This is a genomic window from Pseudomonas frederiksbergensis (genome assembly GCF_001952935.1).
Lineage (GTDB): Bacteria > Pseudomonadota > Gammaproteobacteria > Pseudomonadales > Pseudomonadaceae > Aquipseudomonas > Aquipseudomonas frederiksbergensis.
This window is the reverse complement of the sequence record NZ_CP018319.1, coordinates 5,010,424-5,023,915: the sequence shown is the minus strand read 5'-3', so window position 1 is coordinate 5,023,915 and position 13,492 is coordinate 5,010,424. Positions and strand designations below refer to the sequence as shown.

General features: G+C 61.0%; 10 protein-coding genes. 7 read left to right on the top strand and 3 right to left on the bottom strand.

Annotated features, from left to right (window positions below; all coding sequences use genetic code 11):
* Nucleotides 1-81 precede the first annotated feature (81 nt).
* From PFAS1_RS23725 to PFAS1_RS23715, 3 genes are all read right to left on the bottom strand, one after another.
* A complete protein-coding gene (locus PFAS1_RS23725) occupies nucleotides 82-2,709 on the bottom strand; it encodes an excinuclease ABC subunit UvrA (RefSeq protein WP_076030752.1) in 2,628 nt (875 codons plus the stop codon).
* Nucleotides 2,710-2,877: 168 nt separating this feature from the next.
* Nucleotides 2,878-4,989, bottom strand: a complete 2,112-nt coding sequence (locus PFAS1_RS23720; protein WP_076030751.1) for a hybrid sensor histidine kinase/response regulator — start codon at nucleotides 4,987-4,989, stop codon at nucleotides 2,878-2,880.
* Nucleotides 4,990-5,276: 287 nt separating this feature from the next.
* A complete protein-coding gene (locus PFAS1_RS23715; RefSeq protein ID WP_076030750.1) occupies nucleotides 5,277-5,966 on the bottom strand; it encodes a GntR family transcriptional regulator in 690 nt (229 codons plus the stop codon).
* Nucleotides 5,967-6,106: 140 nt separating this feature from the next.
* Here PFAS1_RS23715 and PFAS1_RS23710 point away from each other — a divergent pair, with 140 nt between their 5' ends.
* The 7 genes from PFAS1_RS23710 to PFAS1_RS23680 all read left to right on the top strand — a co-directional run bounded on the left by PFAS1_RS23710 (nucleotide 6,107) and on the right by PFAS1_RS23680 (nucleotide 13,479).
* Nucleotides 6,107-7,192, top strand: a complete 1,086-nt coding sequence (locus PFAS1_RS23710; protein ID WP_076030749.1) for an ABC transporter ATP-binding protein — start codon at nucleotides 6,107-6,109, stop codon at nucleotides 7,190-7,192.
* 1 nt (nucleotide 7,193) lies between these two features.
* Nucleotides 7,194-8,111 (top strand): ABC transporter permease, encoded by a 918-nt coding sequence (locus PFAS1_RS23705; RefSeq protein WP_076030748.1) that lies wholly within the window; start codon nucleotides 7,194-7,196, stop codon nucleotides 8,109-8,111.
* Nucleotides 8,108-8,896: an ABC transporter permease gene (locus PFAS1_RS23700; protein ID WP_008154998.1), complete on the top strand. Its 789-nt coding sequence runs from the start codon at nucleotides 8,108-8,110 to the stop codon at nucleotides 8,894-8,896. The genes PFAS1_RS23705 and PFAS1_RS23700 overlap by 4 nt, the downstream gene beginning before the upstream one ends.
* Nucleotides 8,897-8,935: 39 nt before the next feature.
* Entirely contained in the window at nucleotides 8,936-10,000 is a 1,065-nt protein-coding gene (locus tag PFAS1_RS23695) for an extracellular solute-binding protein (protein ID WP_076031587.1), read from the top strand.
* A 132-nt stretch (nucleotides 10,001-10,132) separates the two neighbouring features.
* Nucleotides 10,133-11,320 (top strand): amidohydrolase family protein, encoded by a 1,188-nt coding sequence (locus tag PFAS1_RS23690; protein ID WP_076030747.1) that lies wholly within the window; start codon nucleotides 10,133-10,135, stop codon nucleotides 11,318-11,320.
* The gene (locus PFAS1_RS23685) at nucleotides 11,317-12,804 is read left to right on the top strand and encodes an amidohydrolase family protein (protein WP_076030746.1); all 1,488 of its coding nucleotides are present in this window, start codon (nucleotides 11,317-11,319) and stop codon (nucleotides 12,802-12,804) included. The genes PFAS1_RS23690 and PFAS1_RS23685 overlap by 4 nt, the downstream gene beginning before the upstream one ends.
* Before the next feature lie 12 nt (nucleotides 12,805-12,816).
* The gene (locus PFAS1_RS23680) at nucleotides 12,817-13,479 is read left to right on the top strand and encodes a flavin reductase family protein (protein ID WP_074877629.1); all 663 of its coding nucleotides are present in this window, start codon (nucleotides 12,817-12,819) and stop codon (nucleotides 13,477-13,479) included.
* Nucleotides 13,480-13,492 lie beyond the last annotated feature (13 nt).

Here is a 13,492-nt window from a genome sequence, read left to right as displayed (position 1 = left end):
CGCCTATGCTCGAGTGAACGGCTGGACAAAATCCGGCGCACGCCGGACGGTACGTGAACCGATCGTCCCGCGCGGTAACGATCAAAGGATTCTGGCCAAAAAAGGCGCCGTCCGGCTCTTTTTACTCTTGGCAACCTTCTGCGGTGTGCCTGCCACAACAATCTTTCCGCCCTGATCCCCCGCACCGGGGCCGATGTCGATCACCCAGTCACTCTGCGCCACCACGCGCATTTCATGTTCGACGACGATCACCGTATGCCCCGCCGTCACCAGCGTATTCAACTGTTCGAGCAAGCGATCGACATCCCGTGGGTGCAAACCGGTGGTGGGCTCGTCGAGCACATACAAGGTTGCCCCGCGCTGGTTGCGTTGCAGTTCGGTGGCCAGTTTGATCCGCTGGGCTTCACCGCCCGACAACTCGGTCGCCGGCTGACCGAGGCGCAGGTAACCCAGGCCGATATCGCGCAATACCTCGAGCGAGCGGCGGATACCCGGTTGCTCGGCAAACACCGTGACCGCCTCGTCCACCGTCAGTTGCAACACCTGGGCGATGTTCAACCCTTGCCAGATGATTGCCAGCGTCTCGGGGTTGTAGCGCGCGCCGTGGCAGGTCGAACACGGGGCATAGACGCTGGGCATGAACAGCAACTCGACGCTGACAAAGCCTTCACCTTCGCACGTCGGGCATCGCCCCTTGGCGACGTTAAAGGAAAACTGGCCCGCGTCGTAACCCTCGGCCTGGGCTTCAGGCGTGGCGGCGTACAGTTTGCGCACGTTGTCGAAGAGCCCGGTGTAGGTCGCCAGGTTCGAGCGCGGCGTGCGGCCGATGGGTTTCTGATCGACTTGCACCAGGCGCTTGATCGATTCCAGCCCCGCCGTGACCTGTCCGCCGCTGACTTGCGGTGCGTCGTCCTCAAGGCTCAACTCTTGCGGCTCGCTGTCACTTGCCGCACGCCCAAGATGCGCACCCACCAGTTCCAGCAACGCCTGACTGACCAGGCTCGATTTGCCGGAACCGGAGACACCGGTCACCGAGGTGAAACAGCCCAGTGGAAACTCGGCGCTGAGGTTGTTCAGGTTGTTGCGGGTGATGCCTTCGAGTCGCAACCAATCGGTCGCCTTTCGGCTGACACGTGATTGGGTGACTTGCTCGGCGAACAGGTAGGCGCGGGTCTGGGAGTTCGTTATCCCGGCCAACCCTGGCGGTGGCCCGCTGTACAGGACTTGGCCGCCATGCTCGCCGGCCGCCGGGCCGACATCGATCAACCAATCGGCGCGGCGCATGGTTTCCAGGTCATGCTCGACCACAAACAAGGTGTTACTGGCAGCTTTCAAGCGTTGCAGTGCTTCGAACAAGGCTTCGCCATCCGCCGGATGCAATCCGGCTGACGGTTCATCCAGCACGTAGATCACGCCGAATAACTGCGAACCCAATTGCGTCGCCAGGCGCAGGCGCTGCAATTCACCGGACGACAGCGTCGGCGTGCTGCGGTCCAGCGCCAGGTAACCAAGCCCCAGATCGGTCAACGTGCTGACCCGTTCCAGCAAGTCCTGAGCGATCCGCTGCGCGGCCAGGCGTTTCTCCACCGACAGGTTCGGTGTGTGGCGTACATCCGGCGCGTTAGCGTGACCACTGGCGCCGTGGGCCACTCGTTGCTCGCGGGCTTCGCGGGTCTGGTCGTGCGTCAGCACTTCGCCCACTGCCTCGGCCTGTTCGAGATAGCTATGAGCGGCGACTGGTTTCAAGACTTCGGCCACTTGCAGCAATGGCATCTGCGACAGTTCGCCGATGTCGTAACCGGCAAAGGTCACCGACAGCGCCTCGCGCTTGAGCCGTTTGCCGTCGCACAACGGGCACGGGCTGCCGAGCATGAATTGCGCGACACGCTTCTTCATCAGTGCGCTTTGGGAATGGCTGAAGGTGTGCAGGATGTAGCGCCGGGCGCCGGTGAACGTGCCCTGGTAACTCGGTTCCATGTTGCGTTTGAGCGCGACTCTGGTTTCTTCGGGGGTGAGCCCGGCATACACCGGCACCGTGGGTGTTTCTTCGGTGAAGAGAATCCAGTCGCGCAGTTTTTTCGGCAGATCGCGCCACGGTTTATCGACGTCGTAACCCATCGTCACCAGAATGTCGCGCAGGTTCTGTCCCTGCCAGGCGGTGGGCCAGGAGGCGACCGCGCGCTGGCGAATGGTCAGACTCGGGTCCGGCACCATCAACGCTTCGGTGACTTCATACACCCGCCCCAACCCATGACATTCGGGGCACGCGCCCTGAGGCGTATTGGGCGAAAAATCTTCCGCATACAGCATCGGTTGCCCCGGCGGGTAACTGCCGGCCCGGGAGTACAGCATGCGGATCAGGCTCGACAACGTCGTCACGCTGCCCACCGAAGAGCGCGTGCTCGGCGTTCCCCGTTGTTGCTGGAGCGCCACCGCCGGCGGCAAGCCTTCGATGGAGTCGACATCCGGCACGCCGACCTGATCGATCAGGCGCCGCGCATAAGGCGCCACGGATTCGAAATAGCGGCGTTGCGCTTCGGCGTAGAGGGTCGAGAACGCCAACGACGATTTCCCCGAACCGGACACGCCAGTGAACACCACCAAGGCATCCCGGGGGATGTCGACATCGACGTTTTTCAGATTGTGTTCCCGGGCGCCGCGCACCCTGACCATGCCGGAGGGGGGATTGGAAGTGCGCTTGGATGTCATGAGCGGCCTTGATTGGAAGGTTCAAAAAAATGCGGTTCACCTGTACCTGATCATTCCCACGCTCCGCGTGGGAATGCAGCCCGGGACGCTCCGCGTCCCTTTCGAGAGCTGGAACGCGGAGCGTCCCTAGAGGCATTCCCACGCGGAGCGTGGGAACGATCAATCGAGTTAGCCATTGAGGACGGTGCGCACCATTTGGGTCAGCGCCTGGGGACCATAGGGTTTGCTCAGCAAATAAGTATCAGGACTGAGCTGGTGATTGCGCGAAATAATGTCACGTGTGTGGCCCGAGGTGAACAACACGGCCACCGGCGGCGTCTGCACCTTGGCCCAGGCGGCCAGGTCCGCGCTTTTGATCAGGCCGGGCATGACCACGTCGGTGAAAATCAGGTCGACCACGACGCCATCCAGCAACATCTGCATCGCGGCGTCGCCGTTGGCCGCCGTCAGCACCCGATAACCTTCTTCACTCAGCAACTCCACCGCTGAGCTGCGCACCGCCTCGTTGTCCTCGACCACCAGAATGGTTTCGTGTCCGCCTCGCTGTTGCGGGTCATGCCGTACCGTTTCGTTGAGCATCGGGCGCAAGCTGCGAGGGAAATACAGCTGCACCCGCGTGCCCTGCCCGATCACGCTGGAAATCTCGATATGCCCGCCACTCTGCTTGACGAAACCGAACACCATGCTCAGGCCCAGCCCCGTGCCCTGGCCATCGGCCTTGGTAGTAAAAAACGGCTCGAAAGCTTGTGCGAGTACTTGCGGCGACATGCCGATACCTTTGTCAGCCACCGCCACGCAGACATAGTCGCCAGCGACGATGCCCTTGCCTGCACAAAACTTGCGATCAAGGACAATGTTCTCGGCACTCAGGTCAATGGTCCCCTCGCCTTTCATGGCGTCACGGGCATTGATCGCCAGATTGAGGACGGCGTTTTCCAGTTGATTGCGGTCCACGTAGATGTGCCAAAGGGCTTCGGCCGCGCTGACATTGATCTGGATGGTTTCCCCCAGCGCCCGCTGCAACAATTCCCCGAGCCCATCGAAGACCTGGCGCAGATCACAGACCGCTGGTGACAAGGGCTGACGACGGGCGAATGCGAGCAATTGCGAAGACAGTTTGGCGCCACGTTCGACCGCGGCAATCGAAGCGCTGACCCGGCGCTGCACATTGGCATTGTCCGGTTCATGCCGCGCCAGCAAGTGCAGATTACCGGAGATCACCTGCAACAGGTTGTTGAAGTCATGGGCTACGCCGCCGGTGAGGCCGCCGATGGCTTCGAGTTTCTGCGATTGACGCAGTTGTTCTTCTGCAGCCAGTCGCGCTTCGACTTCGTCGGCAACACGTTGCTCCAGATTACGGGTGAACTTCAGCAGGGATTCTTCGGCGATCTTGCGTTCGTGGATATCGATCAACACCCCGGGAAAACGGAACGGTTCGCCCTGCTCATTGAACTCGCAGCCTCCACTCGCCAGAACCCACAGATAACTGCCCTCTGGACGCAGGACCCGACACTCGGCATTGAAGGGGTCGCCGGTTTTCATTGCTTGATTGATCTGCTCCTGCATCCAGATGCGGTCATCGGGATGGATCCGTGCCTGCGCGATGTCCATTGGCAGGTCGGCCAGGTTCTGGTCGGGCGGGTAGGAAAAAGTGCGGGCAAAACGCTCATCGCCGGAGAGCACATTGTCCTTGATGTCCCAGACGAACGAACCAAGCAGAGCCCCGGCATTGAGCGCCAGGCGCACCCGCTCGTTGTCGGCGTGATAGGCGTCCTCGGCGGCCTGACGACGGCGTTCGGAAATCACATGTTCAGTGGTCTCGACAACCATCGCCATGACCCCGGCCGGTTTCCCGTCGTCATCCGCCACCGGACTGTAATAGAGGTCCAGCCAGACGTCTTCGGGTATGCCGTCCCTCAAAAGCACAAGCTCTTTGTTGCGATAGGACAGCGTGCCACCGGCCAGGCAAGTGTCGACCACATGCCGATTGAATTCGGCGACTTCCGGCCAGCCCAGTTCCACCGGGGAACCCAACAGGTAAGGATGGCGGCCACCGGCAAATTTCGAGTACGCATCGTTATAGATCATGTAACCCGGCCGGCCCCACAGCATCACCATCGGCAGTGGCGACGCGAGCATCAACTGCACCGCGCTGCACAAGCTTCTGGGCCAGGCGTGCATGGGCCCGAGCTCAGTCACGCTCCAGTCGAACGCGCGGATGCGCTCGGCCATTTCACCGTTCCAGCCTGCACACCCATGGCTATCGTCTAGAAACTGCATCGACTGACTCTGTATCCCTGTAGATGACCGGCTTAAGGGATCGCAACGGCATGAGGACGGTGCGTGCCCGTTTGTTTCGAGCACCGTCGTCGCCAATGGTTTCATAGAGGTTAGCTGATTCACATCATCCAGGCTTTTGTGGCGAGGGAGCTTGCTCCCGCTGGAGTGCGAAGCGCTCCCGAAACAGGCCCTCACGGATTATTTGACACACCGCGGCGAATGGTTTTTACGACTGCTTCGCAGCCGAGCGGGAGCAAGCTCCCTCGCCACAGTGATCGCGCAGTCCACTAAACCTCGATCAGGTGCTTGAGCGGGTGGTAGTCGGTTTTCAACGTGGCGGCGACGTCGAGAATGGCCTTCTCGATGCCATTCAAATGCATGCAGGTCAGTTCGATCGCCGCGCTCTGGTTACCGGCTTCGATGTACTCGATCAGCCGCAGGTGTTCGTCATCGCGGCACGCTTCGTGACTGTCGTCATCCAGGGCGGCGGCGTACAGCGAGGCGCGGGAAATCAGCTTGCGGAACCAGTCCAGCAACACCGGGTTGTTCAGGCTTTGCGCGAGTTTGATGTGGAACTCACCCAGCAAATGAATCAACCGTTCATGGTCGCCACTGCGGTGCGCTTCATCCTCCAACAACAGGTGATCACGCAGGTCCTGGGTCACGGCAGTATCACGACGACGACACAGCTCGGTGACGATGCCGATCTCGATCAGGCGCCTCGTTTCAAACAGCGAGCGAATTTCCTCATCACTGGGCAACGACACCGACGCCCCTTTGTTGGGCTCGGTGGTGACCAGGCCATCGGCCTCCAACTGTTTGAGCGCGGCACGAACCGATGTCCGGCTGACATTGAAAAGTTCGGCCAATGACGCTTCGCCGAGCTTCATCCCGGGACGCAATGAACGTTTGCTGATCGCCTCGTAAACCCCTTGGTAGACGCGGTCGACCGTGGTCTCGAGTTTTTTCTCGGTCATCTGAACACTCCTTTAGCGCTAAACAACCGGCCCCAGGCGATGAACAGCCTTTGAAAAAGGGGGTTGCACGAGCAGATTAATCCGGTTATTTGTAGATTGCATCCAGATATTGCATACAATAATTAGAGGAATGCACCAATATGGGTCATCCAACTGCGATTGAAGTGCGTAACGTCTCCAAGCGGTATTCCGACGATCCGGGGCTGGCTCCAGCCCTCGACAACGTTTCAGTCGACATTGCCGACAATGAATTCTTCACCTTGCTCGGCCCTTCCGGCTGCGGCAAGACCACCCTGCTGCGCACCATCGCCGGCTTCGAACAGGTCAGCGAAGGCGAGATTCGTCTGGCGGGCGAACCGGTCAATGATTTGCCACCGTTCAAGCGCCGGGTCAACACCGTATTCCAGAGCTACGCGCTGTTTCCGCACATGAGCGTCGCGCAGAATATCGCCTTCGGCCTTGAGATGCAGGGTCTTGATCGCAAGCTCATCCCGCAACGGGTCGATGAGATGCTCGCGCTGGTACAAATGCAACACCTGGCCCAGCGCAAACCGGCCGAATTGTCCGGCGGCCAGCAACAGCGCGTGGCGCTGGCCCGGGCTCTGGCGCCGAAACCCAAAGTGCTGTTGCTCGACGAACCGCTGTCGGCGCTGGACCTGAAGCTGCGCAAGGAAATGCAGGTCGAACTCAAGCGCGTGCAGAAGGAAGCCGGAATCACCTTCATTTTCGTCACCCACGATCAGGAAGAAGCCCTGACCCTGTCCGATCGAATCGCCGTGATGTCCGCCGGCAAGATCCTGCAAATCGGCACCCCGAACGATATCTACGAAAGACCCAAACATCAGTTTGTCGCCCAGTTTATCGGCGACATCAATTTCCTCCCCGGCCACATCAAACGCGGCCAGCAAAACGAAAAACTGTTCGTGCCGAACGGCATGCCGGTAGAAATCCCCTGCCCGGCCCAAGGCTTCGACGGCACCAGTGTGCAACTGGCGTTTCGCCCGGAACGCTCGCAATTGGTCGATCCGGCGCAACCGCATCACCTGCGCGGCGTGATCGAAGCGGTGTTGTATGTCGGCACCGCGACCCTTTACCAGTGCCGGTTGAACAACGACATCAAGGTCATGCTGCGCGAAAACAACGAAGGCCTGAACCGTGGCCGGGTGGTCGGCGATCGCGTCGCGGTCAACCTGCCGCCCCACGCCTGCCTGTTGATGGAGGCCTGAGATGACCGTCAGCAGCACTTCTCCCGCCCTCAACCGTGCGCTGTTGCTCAGCCCGGTGGTTCTGACTTTGCTGGCGTTGATCGCCATTCCGCTTGGCATCATGGGCTACATCAGCCTGTTGCCGCGCAATGTGTATGGCGGCGTCGACTGGCAGGCCGACTGGCAATTGCAAAGCTACGTGCAGCTGTTTTTCCAGGAAGGTTTCGACGGTGAACTGGAGCTGAACTGGGTCTACGCCCAGGCGTTGTTGCGCTCGGTGTTCCAGGCCGGCGGCACCACGTTGCTGTGTTTCCTGTTCGGCTTCCCGGTGGCCTTGTGGATGTCGAGCCTGACACCGCAGCGGCGCAACCTCATGGTGTTGCTGATCACCATTCCGTTCTGGACCAACCTGCTGATTCGCAACTACGCCTGGCTGATCATCCTGCGTGAGCACGGCTGGGTCGCCCAGAGCCTCAACGCGCTGTTCCCCCAGGCGGGTGGCATCACCCTGCTCTACAACGACTTCGCCGTCAGCGTCGGGCTGGTCTACAGCTTCCTGCCGTTCATGATTTTGCCGATCTATTCGACCCTGGAAAAACTCGACTGGCGTCTGGTGGAAGCGGCTTACGACCTCGGCGCCAATCGCTGGCACGCGCTGAAGCGGATCATTCTGCCGCTGTCGATGCCCGGCGTGATTGCCGGCGCGTTGTTGGTGTTTGTGCCCAGTCTCGGTGCGTTCATTACCCCGGCGATTCTCGGCGGCGGCAAGACACTGATGATCGGCAACCTGATCCAGCAACAGTTCGGCACCGCGCGCAACTGGCCGCTGGGCAGTTCGCTGTCATTCCTGTTGCTGGGGATTCTGCTGCTGTCCCTGGTGCTTTATGCCCTCTACAGCCGTAGCGCCGCCAAAACTCTACGTCGGGGAGCCACCGCATGATCGCCCTGCACCTGAAAAAACTACCGCTGACCCGCGAAGTCAGCCTGTTGATCCTGGCGTATCTGTACGTGCCGATCTTCGTGCTGATCGCCTACAGCTTCAACGCCAACCGTTCGGCCACGGTATGGACTGAGTTCTCCTTTGCCTGGTACGGAAGGATTTTGGCCAACCCGTCGATCCAGACCGCAGCGCTGAACTCGATCATCGTCGCCAGCATCGCCACGGTGTGTGCCACGGCGATTGCGTTGCTCGCGGCGTTGGCGACGTACCGGCCGTTCTATGGACAGAAGATGGTCGAAGGCGGGATCAATCTGCCGCTGATCCTGCCGGAGATCGTCACCGCCGTGGCCACGCTGCTGCTGTTCATGGCGCTGGGGATCAAGCTCGGTTTGCTGACGGTGATCGTCGCGCACATTGGCTTCTGCATTCCTTTCGCGTACCTGCCGATCCGTGCGCGGCTCAATGACCTGGACAAGAGCTTGCTGGAGGCGGCGAACGATTTGTACGCCAACCCGTGGCAGGTGTTTCGTCGAGTGACGCTACCGCTGCTGTGGCCCGCAGTGTTGTCCGGTTCGGTGCTGGCGTTCGTGGTCAGCCTCGACGATTTCATCATGACCTTCTTCGTGGCCGGCCCCGGTTCGACGACGTTGCCGGTGTACATCTTCTCGGCGATCAAGTCCGGCGTGACGCCGGAGATCAACGCGATCTCGACCCTGATGCTGGTGATCTCCATCGTGCTGGTGGTGCTGGCCTTCTGGCTGGGACAGCGCGGCAAAAACCAATGAGCCCTTTCCTTCGCGGTACTTTCGGAGCGTAAAACCATGATGTTGAAAAACACGATCTTCAAAAGCATGCGTTACGGCGTCGCCGGTCTGGCCCTCGGTTGCTTCAGCGTTTTCACCGCGCAGGCCGCCGAACCCAAGGAATTGTTCTTCTATAACTGGACCGACTACTACCCGGTGGAACTGCTGGCCAAGTTCGAGAAGGAGACTGGGATCAAGGTCACCATGGACGGCTACGACAGCAACGAAACCCTGCTGGCCAAGTTGCAGGCCGGTGGCGCGGCGTATGACGTGATCGTGCCGTCGCAGTCGATCATGCGCACGTTGATCAACCAGAACCTGCTGCTGCAAATCGACGCGTCGACCCTGCCCAACTTCCAGTACGTCAAACCGGCGTTCCGCGACCCGAGTTTCGACCCGGGCCGCAAGTTCTCCGCTCCGTACCTGTGGGGCACCACCGGGTTTTCCTATGACAGCGCGCGGGTGCCCGGCGGCAAGCTCGATGACTCTTGGAAAGAGTTCTTCGAACCGCGCAAGGAACTTGAAGGCCAACTCGCCGCCCTCGACACGTCCAGCAGTGTGATCAACGCCGCCAGCCATTACCTGAACGTCGACGAATGCAGCGAAAACCCGCAGGACGCCAAGCGCATTCTGGAGCTGCTGCAAAAACAGAAACCGCACTTGAAGATGTACAGCTCGGACAACACCGTCGACCGCATGGCCTCCGGTGAAGTGATCATGATGCAGAACTGGAACGGCTCCACCGCCCGGGCCACGTTGCAAAAAAGCACCATCAAGTACGTGTACCCGCGCGAAGGCCTGGCGATGTTCCAGGACAACTTCGCCGTACCGAAAAGCGCCCCGCACCCTGGCAACGCGAAGCTCTTCATCGACTGGATGATGAAACCGGAAAACGCCGCCGCCGTGTCCAACGCCATCGCCTACGCCAACGCTATCCAGAGCGACAAACTGATCGACGCCAAATGGCGGGTGATGGACGCGATCAACATGCCCGACGAGTTCGCCTCGCGCCTGCGCCCGGAAAAAGAGTGCAGCAACAAGGCGCGCGAGCTGCAGGACCGGATCTGGTCAAAGCTCAAGGGTTGATCCGAGACCGAGGCGCCGCCTTCGCGAGCAAGCCCGCTCCCACAGGGATTGTGTAAACACCGCTAATCCAATGTGGGAGCGGGCTTGCTCGCGAAGAGGCCCTCCCAAACACCACAAAATTTGAGGTTTGAAATGACCTGGCTACGCAACGTCCGCCCTTACGGCTCCCCCGCCGAAGACCTGCTTCTTGAAAACGGCCTGTTCAAAGATCGATGCCCAGCGTCCAACGCGCCGTTGGCCACCACCGACATCGACGGCCAAAACCAGCTCCTCACCCCGGCCCTGGTTGAAAGCCACATCCACCTCGACAAAACCCTCTGGGGCCAACCCTGGCACCCGAACAGCGCCGGCCCGACGCTCAAGGACTACATCGCCAACGAGCGCCGCGTGCTGCGTGACGTCCAGGCACCGATTGCCCAGCGTGCCGGCGCCCTGCTGGAAAACTGCATCGCCCGTGGCTCGCTGACGATGCGTTGTCACGTCGACATCGACCCGGAATTCGGCCTGCGCCACGTCGAGGCCATGCAACAGCTGCGCGAACGCTACCGCGACCTGATCGACCTGCAACTGGTGGTGTTCCCGCAAACCGGCCTGATCAGCCGCCCCGGCACCGCCGAACTGATGCGCGAAGCCATGGCCCTGGGCGTGGAAAATGTCGGCGGGCTCGACCCGTGCGGCATCGACAACGACCCCATCGCCCAGCTCGACTTCGTGTTTAAGCTGGCCAGCGAATTCGAACGTGGCGTCGACATTCATCTGCACGACAAGGGCGAACTGGGCCTGTGGCAGATCGCACTGATCGCCGACTACACCGAACGCTTCGGGCGTCAGGGTCGGGTGATGATCAGCCACGCGTACTGCCTTGGGATGTTGCCGTGGAGTCAGGTCAAACCGGTGGCCGAGCGTTTGGCGGCCCTGGGCATTTCCCTGATGAGTTCGGCGCCGGCCGATTGCGCGGTGCCGCCGTTTCTCGCATTGCGCGAGACCGGGGTGAACGTGTGCCTGGGTTCGGACGGCATTCGTGATGCCTGGTCGCCCATGGGCAACGGCGACATGCTCGAACGGGCGATGCTGCTGGCGTTTCGTTTCGATTTGAACAAAGACGATGAACTGATGGCGGCGTTTGAAGCCGCCACAGTGAATGGCGCTCGGGCGTTGGGCTGTGAGGGTTATGGGCTGGAGATCGGTCAGCCGGCGGACTTTTTGCTGATGCCGGTGCACACGCTGGGTGAAGCGGTGGTGTCGCGGCCGGTGCGGCAGGTTTATCGCGCCGGTGAGTTGATCGCCGCCGGTGGCCGACTGCTGGTAAGCCGTCTGTGAAAAGGATTGGATTGAAAGCCAGTTGCGTGGTCGGGTTCGACGGCACCCGGCATGTGCTGTGGCGCGACGGCGAAGTGGTGTTCGAAGGTTCGCGCATTGTGTTTGTCGGGCGTGGCTATCCAGGGCCGGTAGATCAGTGGGTCGATTACGGCAACGCATTGATCGGTCCGGGTTTCATCGACCTGGATGCACTCGGCGATCTTGATTCGACGGTGCTGACGCTGGACAACGGCGATGAACGCGACATGGGCCGGATGTGGTCCGAGGATTACCTGACGGCAGGTCCGCGGGAGAGTTACAGCCCCGATGAAGAAGTCTTCAAATACCGCTACGCCTTCACCCAGCTGATCCGCAACGGCATCACCACCGCCATGCCGATCACCTCGATGTACTACCGCGAATGGGCCGAGACCTACGACGAGTTTGCTGCGGTAGCCGGTGTGGCGGGCGAGTTGGGGCTGCGCACTTACCTCGGCCCCTGCTACATGAGCGGCATGAGTTACTGGCGCGCCGATGGAAGCCTCGGGCATCACTGGGATGAAACGCGGGGCATGGCGGGGCTCGAGGCGGCTGCGCGGTTTTTCCGTGATTTCGACGGTGCGCACGAGGGCTTGATTCGTGGCGCGCTGCTGCCGGACCGGATCCAGACCTGCACCCCGGCCCTGCTGCAACGCACTGCCGCGCTGAGTCGGGAACTGAACGCGCCGATGCGTTTGCATTGCTGCCAGGGGCTCGGTGAGGTGGCGATGGTCGAGCAACTGCGCGGTACTTCGCCGCTGGGTTGGTTGCAACAATTGGATTTGCTGACCCCGCGCAGCCTGCTGCCCCACGGCCTCTACACCTGCGGCGATGATGATCTGCAACGCGTGGTGGATGGCGGCGCGAGTCTGGTGCATTGCCCGGTGGTGTTTGCCCGTGACGGCGAGGCGTTGAACTCTTTCGGTCGCTATCGGGCCAAGGGCATCAACTTCGCCTTGGGCACCGACACCTGGCCGGCGGATTTGCTGGAAAACATGCGCCAGGGTTTGAACATCGCGCGATTGATGGAGGGCGGGAACTCGCTCACCAGCACCCTGGATTTGTACAACGCCGCCACCCTCGGCGGCGCCAAGGCCCTGGGCCGCGATGATCTGGGTCGCCTGGCACCGGGCGCCAAGGCCGACATCACGGTGTTCAGCCTTCGCGGCCTGCATTTGGGCCCCTTGTTCGATCCACTGAAAAACCTGGTGCTGGCCGGGCGCGGTGACGACTGCATCGCCAGCTACATCAACGGCCGCTGCGTGATGCGGGACGGTCAGGTTCAAGGCGTCGACTACCCCGCCCTGCAACGCCAGGCGCAACAACAATTCGAAAAACTGATGCGCAGCCACAGCGACCGGGCCTTCGGCCAAGCGGACTGGAAAGGCCTGTTCAAACCGGCGATCCCGTTCGCTGACGACTACAGCGCAGACGCGCCGCTGAGCGCGATTGATCCCCTTCTTTAGAGAATTCTGCCCATGCAAAGCTTTGACTTCAGCCAACTGAGCCCGCGAGACAAGTACAAGATTCTGATCGGCAGCGTGGTGCCCCGGCCAATTGCCCTGGTCACCACCATCGACGGCGAAGGCCGAATCAACGCCGCGCCCTTCAGCTTCTTCAACGCCCTCTCGGCCGACCCGCCGATCCTCGCGTTGGGCGTGGAAAACTACGGCGACCAAAGCCCCAAGGACACCACGCGCAATATCCAGCTCAACCAGGAATTCACCGTGAACATCGTCAGCGATGCCCTGGTGGAAGCCATGAACGTCTGCGCCGTGCCGTTCGCCCCCGGTTTCGACGAACTGACGGCCGCCGGCCTCACCGCCATTCCCGGCACCACGGTCAAATGCCCACGAATCGGCGAAGCCCCGGTGGCCTTGGAATGTCGACGGATGATGGCGCTGTCCATCGGGCAGTCACGGGAGATTATCTTTGGCGAAGTGTTGATGGCGCACGTGCGGGATGAATTGATCGACCCGAAAACCTTGTACATCGATCAACTCGGGCTCGATGCGATTGGCCGGATGGGTGGGCATGGGTATGCGCGCACGAGGGATTATTTCGATTTGCCGACACGCTCGTTGCAGGCGTGGACGGATGCGCCGGGGGGCGGCGAAAGGTTTTGGCCGTCAGGTAAATGATCGTTCCCACGCT

Bases quoted from the DNA above. Each gene is read 5' to 3' on its own strand.
- PFAS1_RS23705 (WP_076030748.1), top strand. From the start codon at position 7,194: ATGACCGTCAGCAGCACTTCTCCCGCCCTCAACCGTGCGCTGTTGCTC.
- PFAS1_RS23690 (WP_076030747.1), top strand. From the start codon at position 10,133: ATGACCTGGCTACGCAACGTCCGCCCTTACGGCTCCCCCGCCGAAGAC.
- PFAS1_RS23700 (WP_008154998.1), top strand. From the start codon at position 8,108: ATGATCGCCCTGCACCTGAAAAAACTACCGCTGACCCGCGAAGTCAGC.
- PFAS1_RS23710 (WP_076030749.1), top strand. From the start codon at position 6,107: ATGGGTCATCCAACTGCGATTGAAGTGCGTAACGTCTCCAAGCGGTAT.
- PFAS1_RS23720 (WP_076030751.1), bottom strand. From the start codon at position 4,989: ATGCAGTTTCTAGACGATAGCCATGGGTGTGCAGGCTGGAACGGTGAA.
- PFAS1_RS23680 (WP_074877629.1), top strand. From the start codon at position 12,817: ATGCAAAGCTTTGACTTCAGCCAACTGAGCCCGCGAGACAAGTACAAG.
- PFAS1_RS23725 (WP_076030752.1), bottom strand. From the start codon at position 2,709: ATGACATCCAAGCGCACTTCCAATCCCCCCTCCGGCATGGTCAGGGTG.
- PFAS1_RS23715 (WP_076030750.1), bottom strand. From the start codon at position 5,966: ATGACCGAGAAAAAACTCGAGACCACGGTCGACCGCGTCTACCAAGGG.
- PFAS1_RS23695 (WP_076031587.1), top strand. From the start codon at position 8,936: ATGTTGAAAAACACGATCTTCAAAAGCATGCGTTACGGCGTCGCCGGT.